The 16,152-nt window shown below is 45.3% G+C and carries 11 protein-coding genes; 10 read left to right on the plus strand and 1 reads right to left on the minus strand.

Annotated elements, in window-relative coordinates:
* Positions 1-18: 18 nt before the first annotated feature.
* Positions 19-1,257, minus strand: a complete 1,239-nt coding sequence (locus tag HY960_13915) for an MFS transporter (protein ID MBI5216844.1) — start codon at positions 1,255-1,257, stop codon at positions 19-21.
* A 113-nt stretch (positions 1,258-1,370) separates the two neighbouring features.
* Here HY960_13915 and HY960_13920 point away from each other — a divergent pair, with 113 nt between their 5' ends.
* The 10 genes from HY960_13920 (at position 1,371) to hemN (ending at position 16,119) form a co-directional block, all read left to right on the plus strand.
* Positions 1,371-3,905, plus strand: a complete 2,535-nt coding sequence (locus HY960_13920; protein ID MBI5216845.1) for an AsmA family protein — start codon at positions 1,371-1,373, stop codon at positions 3,903-3,905.
* Positions 3,906-3,916: 11 nt separating this feature from the next.
* Entirely contained in the window at positions 3,917-4,720 is an 804-nt protein-coding gene (gene rsmA, locus HY960_13925; GenBank protein ID MBI5216846.1) for a ribosomal RNA small subunit methyltransferase A, read from the plus strand.
* Entirely contained in the window at positions 4,717-6,150 is a 1,434-nt protein-coding gene (mgtE, locus tag HY960_13930; GenBank protein ID MBI5216847.1) for a magnesium transporter, read from the plus strand. The genes rsmA and mgtE overlap by 4 nt, the downstream gene beginning before the upstream one ends.
* A 13-nt stretch (positions 6,151-6,163) precedes the next feature.
* On the plus strand, positions 6,164-7,081 hold the full coding sequence (locus tag HY960_13935; protein ID MBI5216848.1) for a phosphatase PAP2 family protein: 918 nt from the start codon (positions 6,164-6,166) through the stop codon (positions 7,079-7,081).
* A gap of 1 nt (position 7,082) precedes the next feature.
* The gene (locus HY960_13940) at positions 7,083-7,955 is read left to right on the plus strand and encodes a YjbH domain-containing protein (GenBank protein ID MBI5216849.1); all 873 of its coding nucleotides are present in this window, start codon (positions 7,083-7,085) and stop codon (positions 7,953-7,955) included.
* A 180-nt stretch (positions 7,956-8,135) separates the two neighbouring features.
* A complete protein-coding gene (locus HY960_13945) occupies positions 8,136-9,122 on the plus strand; it encodes a hypothetical protein (GenBank protein ID MBI5216850.1) in 987 nt (328 codons plus the stop codon).
* A 37-nt stretch (positions 9,123-9,159) separates the two neighbouring features.
* Positions 9,160-10,584, plus strand: a complete 1,425-nt coding sequence (locus HY960_13950; GenBank protein ID MBI5216851.1) for an outer membrane protein transport protein — start codon at positions 9,160-9,162, stop codon at positions 10,582-10,584.
* A gap of 101 nt (positions 10,585-10,685) precedes the next feature.
* Positions 10,686-13,109 carry a penicillin acylase family protein gene (locus HY960_13955; protein MBI5216852.1) on the plus strand — a complete coding sequence of 808 codons (2,424 nt, stop codon included), beginning with the start codon at positions 10,686-10,688 and terminating at the stop codon, positions 13,107-13,109.
* Between the two features lie 93 nt (positions 13,110-13,202).
* Positions 13,203-13,955 carry an NAD-dependent deacylase gene (locus HY960_13960; GenBank protein MBI5216853.1) on the plus strand — a complete coding sequence of 251 codons (753 nt, stop codon included), beginning with the start codon at positions 13,203-13,205 and terminating at the stop codon, positions 13,953-13,955.
* A 784-nt stretch (positions 13,956-14,739) separates the two neighbouring features.
* A complete protein-coding gene (hemN, locus tag HY960_13965) occupies positions 14,740-16,119 on the plus strand; it encodes an oxygen-independent coproporphyrinogen III oxidase (protein MBI5216854.1) in 1,380 nt (459 codons plus the stop codon).
* Positions 16,120-16,152 lie beyond the last annotated feature (33 nt).

The following is a 16,152-nucleotide window of genomic DNA, read 5'->3' on the forward strand; positions in this document are numbered from 1 at the left end:
ACAACGAGAGAAATTGTATTATTCCACCTTCCTTGGTTCCTTTACCTTCACGATTAACATCGTAATTCCAATCACCGAAAATGTCAGCCCAAGTGCGAACAGGGTTTGATGTCCGAACATATCGCTGATGACGCCGCCGAGTAATCCTGAAAGATAGAGAGGAGCGAGAAGCGTGTTCATCAAGCCGATGTAGGTGGCGCGTTGTTCGTTTGGCCCGTACTCAATGGCGAGATTGTAGCGTGTCATCACTTCCGAGCCGATAAAAATTCCCATGAACACAAAGATGACGCTGAACCACTCGATAGAGGGAGCGAACAATGCCAGGAGTGTTGCAGAGAAAAATGAGAGTGATGCGGAAATAAGCGCGGCTTTGTTTCCGAAATGGTCGGCTAAGTAGCCGTTCACGAGTGCGCCGATGATTTGTCCGCCGACCGTTATCATTGTGAATGTTCCGACCATACTATCGCTTGCGTGAAATTCCTTGAGCGCATAGACGGTGAAGAAACTCATCGGCATGGTTGCGAGAATCAAGAACGCAGATGTCCAGAGAAATTGTTGGAACGGCTTGTTTTCTTGCAGGATGCTTTTGAGTTGAGTAAAATATTCCCGCACTGATTTCCGTGGAAGAACGTTGCTTGGGTATGCTTCGATAATCTGAAATTGAAACGCAATAGCAACCATCTGCAAGAAAAATGTTGTCGCAAATGCGAGAGAATAGTTCAGTGGAAAATCAAACGTTGTGAGAAGCCATGTCAGGTACATTCCGCTCAGAATGGATAGTCCGCCGGCGAGAGCGTTACGAAAACCGGTAAGTCGCCCGCGACGTTGTAACGGAGTCAACTTCACGTAAAAATCAAACCACCACGGGGTAACAATTCCGAGAATGAGTTGATTAATGGCAAAGAGGGAAAGAAAAAGCCATAACACTAATGTCGGGTGAGACGCGCTGAGGAAAAACACGACGAGTGTGTTGATGAAGACCGCGCCCCGCTGTGCAATTCCGTAACCGACAACAACAGGTTTTTTCCAAGCAACTGATTGTGCATACCGTGCAGAAAAAATTTGTGGCAGGAACAAGGGAACGAACAGCACGACGCCCAACACTCCGACTTCAAGATTTCCGCCACCCAACCGCGTGATTAACGCCGGCATGACTGTCTGCGGAGAAATAAGTAACGCACCTGTTACCCAGAGGGCTCCTTCAATAATATTGTAGAAGAAATTTCGTTTGTCGTGTTGTTCGGGGTTTGAAGTCACGGGTGCAAATATAGGTATTTCTCATCAATCGTGAGAATCATTTCATCCCTTGTCATTCGCACCGAGTTTCGGTATATTTTCTCTGCACGTATTCATATTTCAGAAACACGATTATGGCTCTCAGCAGAACATCAAAAATTTGGATTGGCATTCTTTCGATTCCTCTCATTATTCTTTTTGTAGGAATTCTCGCACTCAATTTATATTTCACCAGCGAACGGCTCAAGGAACTCATCATTCCGGAAATCGAGGCGTCAACGCATCGAACAGTAACGGTGCGGGATGCTTCGTTCTCCATTCTTCCAAGATTTTCCATTAGAATCGAAGGATTGAAAATCTCAAACAAGGAAGGGGAAACGTTTGACCGGGACGAATTTCTTTCTGTTGAAACGATTGACCTTGAAGTGAAAATCATGGAACTTCTGCGCAGCCGGTTGGAGATGACGCATTTGCTGATTGATAAACCGAAGCTCTATCTCGAAGTAACAAGTGAAGGAATGACAAACTACTCCGACGAGCAACCGGAAGAACAAAGCACCGGTGAAGTGAAAGTAACGAGCGATAAGAGCGGTACGCTTCTTCTTTCAAACTTTGATGTACGCGACGGTGAAATCATTTTTATAGATAAGAAGGGGGATTCTCGGATGTTCATTTCCGGATACAACCAAACTGCCTCGGCGACGAAGATGCCAACGCAGAGTTCTATCGAACTGAAGGCAGAAGCGTCAATGAGCAAATTCAGTTACGGTTCGCTCGAAATGTTTTTTGTGAAAGATATTCCCATCAAAGCGCGCGGTACGATGACATTTCATGAAGACCGTCAATCACTTTCGCTCGACGATGTCGAAATGACAATGGGTGAACTTCCCGCGAAGATTACAGGAAAAATCATAAATGTATTCAACGACAGAAGTTTCGACCTTACCATCACCGCAACGAACGGAGAGATGAAGCAGGTTCTCTCGCTCATTCCTCCCGATTTTCTCAAAGCAACGAGCGGACTTTCGAGCAGCGGTAAGGTTGAAGGCGTTATCACGATGAAGGGCGAATCAAATTATGATGTGCAACCGGAAGTGAAGGGAGATTTCTCCGTCGAGAACGGAACGGTGCAATACGCTTCATTACCGAAATCAATTTCAAACCTGAATGTTGTTGGCTCGTTCATTCGTCCGGCGGGTCTACGACCTCGTAGAGGGGAGAGAAAGAATCCGCCCCCCGGAAGTTTTGAGATGAGCAAACTTTCCGCATCGCTTGGCGGGAACAACATCGGCGGAAGCATGAAAGTGGTTGATTTCAATGACCCGTATGTCACGGCATCGTTTAACGGCTCGCTCAATCTGAATCAGGTAAAAGAATTTTATCCGCTCGAAGCGGGAACGGAACTGACCGGAACGATGAAAGGAAATCTCTCGCTCGATGGAAAAGCAAAAACTCCGGAAAGTATCAAAGCAATCGGCGCGATTGAATTTCAAAACGCAACCATCAGAACAGCAACTTCGAAATCTCCCGTCAGCAATTTGAACGGAATGATTACGTTCAACAATCAAAATATCGAATCGAAAAAACTGAGCATGATGATGGGCGAATCTGATTTGACGCTTTCGTTTCTTATGAAAAACTATCTCGGCATGGTGATGAAAGAAGCGGCGAAGGCGGGAAAGCCGACTGCATCGGTTTCGCTCACTTCAAAACAGTTGCGCACTGTTGATTTGATGTCGGATGAAACAGAATCTGCCGGAACTTCTGAGAATAAAAAAGAAGGACCAAAGAAAGCGATGATGCTACCGGGGATGGACGTGGATGCAAACGTGAACATCGGGAAGTTGGTGACGGAAAAATTCGAATTCACGAATGCGAAAGGCGTGTTGTCTATCAAAGAAGGAATTGTCAAACTCAACAACTTTTCGGTGAATGCGTTTGAGGGAAATGTAGTTTCCAAAGGGACGCTCGATTTGCGGGATGAAAAGAAACGCCCGTTCGATTTCGACCTCGACATCAAAGGCGTGCAATCCAATTCGATGCTCTCGAAATTCACTTCGTTTGGAAAGAATTTGTACGGGAAACTGACGATGAAAACTAAACTGACCGGTGAACTTGACGACACGCTTGGTCTTGTTCGTCAGGCATTAACGGGCGACGGAAACGTGAGCGTGACCGATGGAAAACTTCTTGGTTTCGCGCTAACGACGTCGCTTGCGGAGTTTACTGGTCTTGATGAACTGAAAGTCGTGAACATCAACAATTGGTCAAACATCTTTTCGATTTCTAACGGCAAAGTGAACATCAATGATTTGAAAATTAAAAGCGGACAGACGGATTTTATCGTGAACGGCGCACAAGGATTGGATGGCTCGCTCGATTACAATTTAAATATCAAACTTCCCGGCTCCGTTTCCGACCGGTTAAAACTCCCCGGCGTTGGCGATCAACTTGTGCAGTTTTTCAAAGATGAATCAGGGAGAATCAGTTTGAGTTTTCTCGTCGGTGGAATGCACACAAGTCCGACTTTGAAACTTGACACGAAGCCGCAGGAAGAAATGGCAAAACAAGCGTTACAGAAAAAAGTGGATGAAGGAAAAAAGAAAGTTGAAGATGAGTTGAAAAAGAAACTGGGTGAGGGGTTGAATAAGTTGTTGAAGAAACCGTAATCTCCAACCACATGTATGTTAAACCCAAACAATCTCTCGGTCAAAACTTTCTTGTTGATGATAACATCGCCAGAAAAATTGCTACTTCCATCAATCCCAAATCGGATGATGTTGTTGTAGAAATCGGACCGGGACAGGGAGCGCTGACGAAACAACTCTTCAGTAGTTCATGTCGGCTTATCGCGTATGAAGTTGACGGACGCGTTGTTGAATCGTTAAAACAGAAATTTGAATCAGAGCAAGTCAGCATCATTCATCAGGATTTTCTTCAGACGGATTTACGGAAACTCAGTTCACAATTCAAACAAAAACTTCGCGTGGTCGGGAATATTCCGTACCATCTCACCAGCGAAATATTTTTTAAAGTTTTGGATGAACGGGAGGCAGTCAGCGACCTAACGATGATGATTCAAAAAGAAGTAGCACAGAGATTTATAGCCAAGCCGGGGACGAAGGCGTACGGAATTCTTTCCGTCTTATGCCAGTTCTATGGAAAAGCGAAATTAATGTTCGCCGTCTCACCAAACTGCTTCTACCCGAAGCCGAAAGTAATATCGAACGTCATACAATTTTCTCTGTTTGATGAACTACCGTTCCGTGCGAATGAATCACTCTTTCGTACTGTCGTAAAGACGGCGTTTGGTAAAAGAAGAAAAACATTACGCAACAGTTTGAAGTATTTACCGTTTGAAGAAACAAAAGTTGTTCGTATCTTAGCCCGCATTTCGGTTGATACAACATTACGCGCCGAACAACTTTCACCCGAACAATTCACAGAACTGACAAACGAAATAGAACAAGCGCTTCAGGAATGAGCCAACAAGCACGAGATATTGAACAGACCGTCGTGACGGAAGATGCTATCATCATTCCCCGACGTCGAGGCGTGAAGACCATCGAGGTGGACGAAGAACTGCTTCAGGATATTCGTGAACTGATTCACGAACGCGCCGGGGCGATGTTGCTCAACATTCTCTTCGACCTTCACGCGGCTGATATCGGCGACCTTCTCAACCGGCTTGAAGCGGAAGACCGCGAGTTTGTCTTCAATCTGCTTGATAAAGAAACTGCCGGCGAGGTCATCCTCGAACTTGACCCTGCAATCCGTGAACAACTACTCGACGTACTCTCTTCAGATAAAATTACAAGTTTTGTCGGCGAACTTGCCTCTGACGATGCTACCGATGTTGTTTCAGAACTTTCTCCACAGGTTGCAGAAAAAGTTCTTGAGGCGATGCCCGCCGAAGATTCTGCTGACGTTAAAGAACTTCTTCGTTATGCGGAAGATACTGCCGGCGGAATCATGGGAACGGAATTCGTTTCCGTTCATCGTCGGGAAACAGTTCACAAAGCAATCCGCGGAGTACGCGAGCAGGCAAAAGAAAATCAAACAATTTACCACGTCTATGTAGTTGATGATGAAGGAGTGCTCGTCGGGGTGATGCCGTTGCAATCGCTTGTATTAAGTTCACCCCACAAACGCGTCTATAAAGTGATGGACACGAATGTGAAAAGCGTAAAAACGGATGTTGACCAGGAAGAAGTAGCCGCAACATTTCGAAAATATGATTTGGTTACGCTTCCTGTTGTGGATGACATCGGCAAATTGGTCGGCGTCATTACCATTGACGACATCGTGGACGTTATCGAGCAGGAACACAGCGAAGACGTTGCCCGTATGGTCGGTTCTGATGCTGAAGAACTTGAGCATCGTTCCCCCGCTCAGATTGCTATGCTACGACTGCCGTGGGTTCTCATCACACTCTTGCTTGAATTTTTTGCAGGAATGGTCGTTCACTATTTTGACCAAACACTTAGCCGGGTAATTCTTCTCGCTTCGTTTATGCCGATAATTTCCGCTCTCTCGGGAAATACAGGACTTCAATCCGCTGCGTTAGTTGTTCGCGGTATTGCAACGGGACATATTTCACTTGACCACTGGTGGCATCCGGTCGTCCGACAATTTCAGACGACACTCATTCTCGGAAGCGTTTGCGGCGCGGCGCTGGGAATTGTTGCGGGAATCTGGCAGGGGAATGCCGTCTTCGGATTTGTCGTCGGTCTCTCAATGATGATTTCGATTAATATTTCCGGATTTGTCGGAACGGTAACACCGATGCTTTCAAAGCGATTGGGGTTTGACCCGGCAATAACAGCAGGTCCGTTTGAAACTGCATTTCAGGACGTCGTTGGCATTACGATTTTCCTCGGTATGGCAACTTCAATGTTGCATTGGATTGTCTAACGGTTCGCGCTGAATGAACATCTCGCGTTTCATCGAACCATTGCGTCCGGTAGATGCTCTGGTGATTTTCTTTGCAATTTTTCTTTCTGTTCTCGATGTTTTCTTTGTTCCCTTTGAAACTGCTTCTTGGCTGATAGCCGCGAATATTGTTGCAAGCATCGTCATTGTTGCATTTTCCTCCTACCGTGCACATCACCCGTCTATCAGTTGGTTGCATGATTGGTATCCCGTTCCAATCATTTTCTTCACATTCAAAGAAATTCATGTCATTATTCAATCCATCGCCCGGCCGGATATTGACGTCGCGTTGATTGAAATTGACCGATGGATGTTTGGAGGAGATCCGACAGTGTTTCTTGCACAGTTCATTCATCCGGCATTGACAGAAATCTTGCAGATTGCATACACAAGTTTCTATTTCATCATGCTGACGCTCGGCATTGAACTGTACATGAGAAAAGATTTCAAAAAATTTACATTCTCTACATTCACCATGTCGTACGGATTTTATCTTTCCTACATCGGATACTTGTTGTTTCCCGGAGTGGGTCCGCGGTTCACACTTCATGATTTTTACTTGCTCGATACAGAACTATCAGGATTGTGGCTGACGCAGATAACCCGTGACATTATCAACGCAGGCGAATCCATTCCACCGGGAATATCCGACGCGTTCAAACATGCACAGCGCGATGTCTTCCCGAGCGGACACACCCAGATGACTCTCATTGTATTGTATTTTGCTAACAAGTATAAACTCAAATCGCGTTATGTTTTGTATTTCTTCGGTTCGTTATTGATAGTTGCAACGGTGTATCTCCGGTATCATTATGTGATTGATTTACTTGCCGGAGCGCTCTTCATGTTGTTCACAGTCTGGACAGCGCCGAAGATTGCACGATGGTGGGATACGCTTCGGGAGAAAGTTTGAAATGATTCCTGAAAGATATTTGATGATGGATGCTCGATGCTGGATGCTTGATGCAATTTTTTCTTGCCGTTCACCACTCATATCTCACATCTCACATCTTTTGTTACTTTTTATTTTTTATTTTTTACTTTACTCACCGCTTTCACCCGCCGAAGGCGGGCAAGCCGCTCAAACCACGAAAGAAACTCGGCTCTCAAACGAACCACTGAATCTTGTAGATATGCCAACTGCAGGAATGTTGTACCATCGAAATTTTTCTGCCACACTTGAATTTTATGAAGAAAGTGGAATGTTGGCAAGCGCGAATGTCGGATTGTTCAATCGTTTAATGCTCGGAGTTGCGTACGGAGGAGCGAATGTCATTGGTGTGCAAAGAGCGCAGTTCAATCCGCATCTCGGAGTAGCAGTGAAAGTTCGTGCGGTAGAGGAAACGTACTATGTCCCGGCAATTGTTCTCGGTTTCAATTCTCAGGGGAAAGGGAAATTCATTGATTCATCAAACAGGTACACGACAAAATCTGTCGGAGTCTATGCTGTGGCAAGTAAGAATTTCAATTTGCTTGGCTACTTGAGTATTCACGCGGGAATGCATTACAGCCTTGAAGATACCGATTACCGGACGTTTAACCTTTTTGTTGGATTCGAAAAAACATTTGCTTCCATTTTTTCAGGAACTCTTGAGTATGACAACGGCTTTTCTGTTGCACAATCAAACAGAATAGATAGGGGACGCGGCTTGCTGAACATCGGGCTTCGGGCAAGTCTGACAAGAGAGTTTTCGCTCGGAGTGAACCTGAAGGATGTCATTCAAAATCAACAGGATTTTTCAGCCGGTATCAGGACAATTCAGATAGAGTACACCAAATCCTTCTGATTTGTAGAGAATAAGCAACACGGTTGTTTTCAATAAACAACACATTGCGTCAATCATCTAATAAAACAGAAAAAAGAGTTGTTTTTGAACTCGTTTTCGACTACATTTCTTTCAGCCATGAAGAACCGTAATGGCATCACAGTTGTTACTTAACAAACGTTATTATAACGAGGGTTTATTATGAAATCATCATTTACAATTTACTTAGCAATTTTCAGTTTACTCGCCTTACTGCTCTCTGGTTGTTATACGCAGTTGAGCACTTCCCGCGATTACGATGACTACGACCGTAGCGACTATTCTTCATCAGAGCAGGAGTATGACCGGGATAAAGAATCGGGAGATTCCCAGGAATCTTCTGAGTACGATGACGATGATTATGCGTACTCTCATGACAATGATTACAACTGGCATGCAGGTATCGGCTTTTCCTATTACTATCCTTCATCCTATTGGCCTTCCACTGCATTCAGCGCCGCGTACAGTAATCCATGGTACTATGACAGATATTGGAATTCCGGTTACTACGGATACAATAGTTACTACGGAGGATATTATGGCGGCTGGTGCGGAACACCTTATATTTGTTACCCGGCTTATTCGTATGGCTGGTATCCGAATTATTATTACCGCTATCCTGCCGATAAATATTCCTGGGGAAGACGTGATTTCGGAACAGACCGTGGAAAAACTACGCGTGATGATTTTGACGGAGGCGGAAGAGATGGATATTATTCCCCCTCAAGTATCGGTACGCCAAGTCCGGGAAATTCGGTAAACACTACCGGCGGTTCAAGAAGAGAATCATACAAACCGACAGAGCGTAATGTTCGCAGCGAAGGAACAAAAAGAAATGCAACCGTGGATCGCGGTCGTTCGAATGACAGAACACGCGAAGGTCGCGGAACAGATTCACGCGTCGGAACTTCACGCGGACGTGACCGCGGGAATACAAATGTTCCGAAATACACACCGACCTATCGAGGCAACAATGATGGCGGTTCTCGTCGTGGAAATGACCAGGGAAATACTACGCCTTCATACACACCGCCTCCTGCATCATCAACAACGCCAAGCGCGCCCCGTTCTACTCCGCCGCCAAGCGGCAACCAGAACACCGGTGGAAATCGCGGAAGTAACACACGAGGCGGCGGCGGTCGCCCATAGTTTTTAGATTTATTTTTTCAAAGGGAATACATTGGTTATGAAAACCATAACAAGAATAGTTTTGTCATTGTTCATGATTTCGTTTGCGGTAGTAAACACTTTCAGTCAGTACCCGGAAGATGCGCTTCGACTTTCCACGATGGGTTCCGGGTTCGGCGCCCGCTCGCTTGGTTTGGGAATGACCTACACCGGAGTTGCCAGCGATTATTCCGCTGCGTACTGGAATCCCGCCGGACTTGGACAAATCAAACGGAATGAAATGTCTGTCGGATTATCCCACTTTACGTACGGGAACGATGCAACATTTCAGGGAAACGCTTCCTCGTTTACCAACAGCACAACCAGTCTGAATAATTTAGGACTCGTCTATTCCTTCCCGACAAAACAGGGAAGTTTAGTTCTGGCGTTTGGGTACGGTAGAAATGTTGATTTTACAACCGGGTTGTCGTTTAAAGGTTTTAACCCATACAGTAGCATGGTTCCTTCGTTAGATGGTGACTTAGCCTATGAATTGTATCTCGTTGATTCAGTTGGAAACACTCCGCTTCAGGATAGTCTTGAACAACGCGCAAGAGTACTGGAGGATGGCGGACTTAACAATTGGATGGTTAGCGGAGCGGTTGAAGCGGCAGAAAATTTATTTCTCGGCGGTACATTGAATTTTGTCTCCGGTTCTTACACTTATAATAGAGATTTTGCCGAATCGGATACACACTATAAATATGAGTACAATCGCTACGGCGCTGATTACGCTCTGAGTCGTTGGAATGTTATCAACACGGTCGATGGTGAAATTTCTGGTTTTACGATGCGTATGGGAATGTTGTATAAGTTTACCACTCGCTCTCGTATCGGATTTAATATTAAACTGCCTACGTCATATACTATTCGGGAAGAATACGCAAGTGATGGAACGAGCGTGTTTGATGTACCCGATACGCACGGGAATTATTCGTACAATTACCGAATTGCCGGAAAAACTGAATACGATGTAACAACGCCGTTTGTCTTCAGTGGTGGTATTTCTCTTGCAGGAGAGGATATCATGCTTGCAGCGGATATTGAATATACCGATTGGACACAGATGAAATTCTCGAATGCCGACCCGTACCTTGAACAATTCAACAGCGACATTAAAGAAATTTTCCATCCAACGCTTAATCTACATGGTGGACTGGAATTCAGCGTACCGGAAACTTCATTGAGACTTCGGGGCGGATTTGCATACATTCCCTCGCCGTACAAAAACGACCCGACTTCGTTCAATCAAAAATTTGTTACCGGCGGTTTGGGAGTGTTGTTGGCTGACGTGATTATGGTTGATATCGGCTTCTCCCATGGTTTCTGGGAAACCTCACACATCAACTACCGGCATGATGATGTTTATGGTAATCCTCTTTCGGAAACGAAAGAAAAAATCACTACCAACAATTTGATGACAACCTTAAGTTACAGATTCTGATTACGTAAACCCTCAAATGTACATCTTAGATAATCCCGTCCCGATACATTTCAGGACGGGATTTTTTTTCTTTTTGAGAAAGTTTGATACTTTCCAACCGCATGTCCAAATTATCAAAAATATTATTCGGCGGCGCCGTTGCACTTCTTATTATCGGCATCGCGCTGTTTTTCTTTTTCTACTATCTGGTTACCAAATCCTTCCCGCAAACAGGCGGAACCATTGAACTTCCATCTCTCCAAAAACCGGTGGAGATTGTTCATGACGAATGGGGAGTTCCGCATATCTCTGCTCAAACCGAACATGATTTGATGGTTGCGGTCGGATTTGTACACGCACAAAACCGGCTTTGGCAAATGGAATTGGCGCGGCGTGCCGGTTCCGGCAGGCTTTCCGAGTTGCTTGATACAGCAACGGTGAAGTACGATAAACTTTTCCGCACACTCGGTTTTGCACGGCTTGCGGAAAAACTTGAACGGAATCTCCATCCCGACTCGCGACGATTGCTCGAAGATTACGCAGAAGGAATCAACGCGTACATTCAGGTGAACAAGGGAAAATATCCTGTCGAGTTTGATATGTTGAATTTCGAGCCCGAGCCATGGACTGTTCAACACAGTTTGCTGGTTGCCCGGTTAATGGCGTGGGAATTGAACTTCGCATGGTGGACAGATTTAACGTACGCGGAAATTGCAAGCCGGGTTTCACCGGAAAAATTTCAGGACATCATACCGGGAACATCTGAATCGTTCCCAAGTACGGTCTCTTTTTCTATGCTTGATGAATCAGACGTGACGGATTTTCTCGATGTCAACCGTTCATACAGAAATTATTTCAATCTTGGAAATTTATCGGGAGCGAGCAATGCATGGGTTGTCGGCAGTGAAAAATCAATGAGCGGGAAACCGCTTCTCGCGAACGACCCGCACCTTCGTGTTACTGCGCCGAATTGGTGGTACGAAATTCATCTCACCGCTCCGGGATGGAATGTGGCGGGTGTTTCAATTCCCGGCTCGCCGTTCGTTATCATCGGCCACAACGATTCGCTTGCATGGGGTTTTACGAATGCAATGCTCGATGATGCTGATTTTTACATCGAACGGGAAGATTCGTTGAAGCCGTATTTTTATCACTACAAAAACTCGTTGCTTCCGATGGAAGTGCGGGAGGAAATTATCAAAACAAAATCGGGAGATAGTTTGACGCTGACCGTACGTTCGACTCATCACGGACCGATTATCAACGATGTTAATCTCCCGATTCAACATGGCGACTCCATAAAAAAGAATCCCGTCGCAATTCGCTGGACGGGCTACGAGATGAGCGATGAGTTCCACGGTTTTTATCTGATGAACCGCTCGACGAACATTACCGAGTTCGAACATGGATTGAAGGAACTTACTGTTCCCGGGCAAACAGCTGTCTATGCTGATGTAGAAGGGAACATTGCTTTCTGGACAGCCGCTGCAGTTCCTCTACGTACGAAAGGAAACGCTATGCTTCCGTTTGAAGGCTGGACAGGAATAACAGAATGGGAAGGATTTCTGCCGTTTGAAAAGTTGCCGCATGAAATAAATCCGTCGTGCGGATACATTGTTTGTGCAAACCATAAACTCGGAGATGAAACCTATCCGTACTATCTCTCAACCCTCTGGGAACCGCCATCACGTTACCAACGCATTGAAGAGTTGTTGAGAGAGGCAGAAAAATCTTCGTCCGAAGATTTCAAGTTGATACAGCAAGATGTATTTTCATATTATCACCGCGAGATTTGCCAACACATTCTTTCTGCATTTCCGGACGATTCGACGACAACGACACAAATACAAGCCGCCCTGGAGTATCTTCACAACTGGGATTACAGAAGTACGGCGAACGATATTGCAACGACTATCGTCAACGAATTTTTTGTGCAACTTCTTCACAACACGTTTGATGATGAACTTGGCAGTGATGTGTTCAGTGATTTCGTTTTCTTCTCGGCGATTCCTTATCGTGTCAGCAGTCAGTTATTAGCGGCTGATAGTTCGCGTTGGTTCGACAATATTTCAACAGAACAAATCGAAACAAAAAATGAAATACTCCGGCTCAGTTTCCAACAAGCGCTTGATACGTTGCAAGAACTTCTCGGCGCAGAGATGAAACACTGGCAATGGGGAAACATTCACCGGGTCGAGTTTGCTCATACATTTGGAGCGAGGAAGCCGCTCGATGTCATCTTCAATGTCGGACCGTTTCCTGTGGGTGGTTCGGCAACGACAATCAACAAGGGAGATTATAAACTCACCCGGCAGTTCAATGTTTTTTCCGCTCCGTCAATGCGACAGATTGTTGACCTCGCACAACCGGCACGAGCGTTGATGGTCAATCAACTGGGGCAATCGGGCCAGCCGCTCCACGAGCACTACGACGACCAAACTCCGCTCTGGCTCAACGGTGGGTACCGAACGGTAACGCTCGATTGGAGCGTGATTCGCTCGGCGCAAATGAAACGGCTTGAGTTGGTTCCTAACATTCGTGAGTAGTGAATGGTGAGTGGTGAGGAGATTTCTGAATGCTGATTGCTAATTAGATTTTTGCAGTTAAATAAAGTACGAATGACAAATGACTATTGACCAATGACAATCTCACCAAAACTTGAAAACAAATTGCAATTCGCTGAGAGCGTTGTCGTATTCACCGGCGCGGGTATTTCGGCAGAAAGTGGAGTGCCGACATTTCGCGGCGAAGATGGCATCTGGAAAAAGATGAAGCCGGAGGAACTTGCAAACTTCGATGCGTTCATGCGCAACACGGAACTTGTATGGGATTGGTACAAACACCGCAAACGCATCATGCAAAACATTCTGCCGAATGCGGGACATTATGCAATTGTGGAGATGGAACAGTTGTTCAAGAGCGTTGAAGTCATCACACAGAATATTGATAATCTTCATCGCCGCGCGGGAAGTACGATTGTGCATGAACTTCATGGAAATATCGAACGGAACTATTGTATCGGTTGCGGGAGAAACTACTCCAACGAAGAAATATTTTTGCATGAACCTACGCCTCGTTGTACAACATGCAATGGTTTGATTCGTCCCGACGTAGTGTGGTTTGGTGAGAACCTTCCGGCGGATGCGTGGAACGCAAGCGTCAATGCCGCAGAGTTTGCCGATGTCTTCTTCGTCGTGGGGACATCAGCAGTTGTTTACCCCGCCGCCTCGCTCCCGACTCTTGCCCGTCGCTCAGGCGCATTCGTTGTTGAAATCAATATCGAACCGACGGAGTTAAGCAATTTCGCTCATGAAGTGTTACTTGGAAAATCCGGGGAAATTCTTCCGGCAATTGTTGAACTCCTCAGGAAGTTGCAGTTCCCTTCAGCATAAACGGGTTGAAAGCATTATTGAACCGGGGCAGTCTCAAAAGTTAGATTTCACCGTAGGCGCAACCTTAATGGTTGCGTTTCCACATCAAAAACGCAGACGTATAGTCTGCGGCTACACGCCAATCGGTCTTTTTGGATAGCCCCTACATTTTGTCGTTTTTGAGCCATTTTACTGAATCAGTTCACAAATTTTGTGAACCGGTTCAGTAATTTGATGAACCGGTTCATCAGTTTTGTGAATTAATTCAGTAGTTTTGTGAATTAGTTCACCGGATTAGTGAACTGGTTCAGTGATTTGATGATTTAGTTCACCTGTTTTATGAACTATTTCAGCACACTAATGAACTGATTCACAAGCGGAGTGAAGTAGTTCACAAGATTAGTGAATCAATAAAATAGAGGATGTGATGTTTTCAAACAAACATGACCGAAGTTCTCGAAATTGAGAAGAAATCATCCTGAATATTCAAACATGATAGGGAGAGGATGTTGGGAGTACGGGTTTACTCTTTTCTGATAATATCACGGTCTATTCCGGTTTTCTTATGGCATAGCCTTTGCCCTTCGATGGAGAGCAATTTCATCCATAGATGAGATTGCTTCGAGGTTGTCCGAATAGTCCTTCATCATTCGACATTCATTGTTCGACATTTGATATTTGAGTAAATAACGAATATCGAATGACGAATTCTGAACTCCGAAGTTGCTTTTTTGGGACAGCCTCTCGCAATGAAGAAAAATCACCTAATCAGAAAAAACCCGTTCTACTGAAAGTATCTATTGATATGGATAGTCATTTAATCACATTGATTAAGAAATACGAGACCAGCGGTCCTCGCTACACAAGTTACCCCCCCGCGCCGGTGTTCAAACCGGAGTTCTCCGCCGCACAATACCAATCCGAAATATTTCAGGTAGAAAAGCAACCCGACGGGACAGGCGTTTCTCTCTATTTCCATATTCCGTTTTGTGATACGCTCTGCTATTTCTGCGGTTGTACGACGATGATTACGCGTAACCGCGAACATCTCGACGAGTATCTTGTTCATCTGAAACAAGAAATAAACCTCCTTGCTCCGTTGCTCAATGATGAACGAAAGGTTGTACAACTCCACTGGGGCGGAGGAACACCGACGTATCTGGCGCCGATGCAAATTCAGGAGTTGGGAAATCATATCATGAAGTCGTTTCACTATGATGTGGATGCGGAAATCAGCGTCGAGGTTGACCCGCGTGAACTGACATTCAATCATCTTCAGGCGTTGCGTAATGTCGGTTTCAATCGCATCAGTCTGGGTGTGCAGGATTTCAATCCGAAGGTGCAGAGAGCAGTGAACAGAAATCAGAGCGAGTTTATTACGCGGCAAGCAATTGCATGGAGCCGTGAGTTGGGATTCTCCAGTTTAAATGTTGATTTGATATACGGACTTCCGTTGCAAACGGTCGAATCATTTTCCGAGACGCTCGACAAGTTGATTGAAATTTCTCCCGAACGGGTTGCCGTTTATAATTTTGCCTATGTTCCCTGGCTGAAGAAACAACAGAAACTTATTCACACCGAAGATTTGCCTTCGCCCGAAACGAAGTTGGGAATTCTCGCATTAACAATTGATAAACTGAGCGATGCAGGGTACGTGTATATCGGGATGGATCACTTTGCAAAACCGGATGATGAATTGACGCTCGCTCAGAAATCGAAAACGCTCCGGAGAAATTTTCAGGGATACTCGACTCGTGCCGGTTCGGCTCTGTACGGACTCGGAATGTCCTCTATCAGTCACTTCGGAACGTGCTACGCGCAAAATGCAAAAACGCTCGACGAGTATTATCAGGCAATCGGCAACGGAGAATTTGCAACGCATGTCGGTTACAAGATGACAACGGATGATGTGATTCGAAAACATGTCATTATGAAACTCATGTGTGATTTATCGCTACAGAAAGCGGAAGTGGAATCGCAGTTCGGAATTTTGTTCGATTCGTATTTTGCTTCTTCGTTGCTCAAGTTGGATCCATTGATAGAAGATGGTTTGCTCATTGCCACACCGGATGCGCTCATCATTACGAATGACGGGCGATTGTTCCTGAGAAACATCGCCATGTGTTTTGATGCGTATCTTTCGGAGAAGCCGAAATCGCAACCGCTTTATTCGAAAACTGTTTGATAAGTTTACGCGGATTGTGTAGATTAACAACGC

The sequence above is a fragment of the Ignavibacteriota bacterium genome (assembly GCA_016212665.1).
Taxonomy (GTDB): Bacteria; Bacteroidota; Ignavibacteria; order UBA10030; family SZUA-254; genus FW602-bin19.

Coding starts and splice junctions, on each gene's coding strand:
- HY960_13920 (MBI5216845.1), top strand. CDS start 1,371: ATGGCTCTCAGCAGAACATCAAAAATTTGGATTGGCATTCTTTCGATT.
- rsmA (MBI5216846.1), top strand. CDS start 3,917: ATGTATGTTAAACCCAAACAATCTCTCGGTCAAAACTTTCTTGTTGAT.
- mgtE (MBI5216847.1), top strand. CDS start 4,717: ATGAGCCAACAAGCACGAGATATTGAACAGACCGTCGTGACGGAAGAT.
- HY960_13935 (MBI5216848.1), top strand. CDS start 6,164: ATGAACATCTCGCGTTTCATCGAACCATTGCGTCCGGTAGATGCTCTG.
- HY960_13940 (MBI5216849.1), top strand. CDS start 7,083: ATGATTCCTGAAAGATATTTGATGATGGATGCTCGATGCTGGATGCTT.
- HY960_13945 (MBI5216850.1), top strand. CDS start 8,136: ATGAAATCATCATTTACAATTTACTTAGCAATTTTCAGTTTACTCGCC.
- HY960_13950 (MBI5216851.1), top strand. CDS start 9,160: ATGAAAACCATAACAAGAATAGTTTTGTCATTGTTCATGATTTCGTTT.
- HY960_13955 (MBI5216852.1), top strand. CDS start 10,686: ATGTCCAAATTATCAAAAATATTATTCGGCGGCGCCGTTGCACTTCTT.
- HY960_13960 (MBI5216853.1), top strand. CDS start 13,203: ATGACAATCTCACCAAAACTTGAAAACAAATTGCAATTCGCTGAGAGC.
- hemN (MBI5216854.1), top strand. CDS start 14,740: ATGGATAGTCATTTAATCACATTGATTAAGAAATACGAGACCAGCGGT.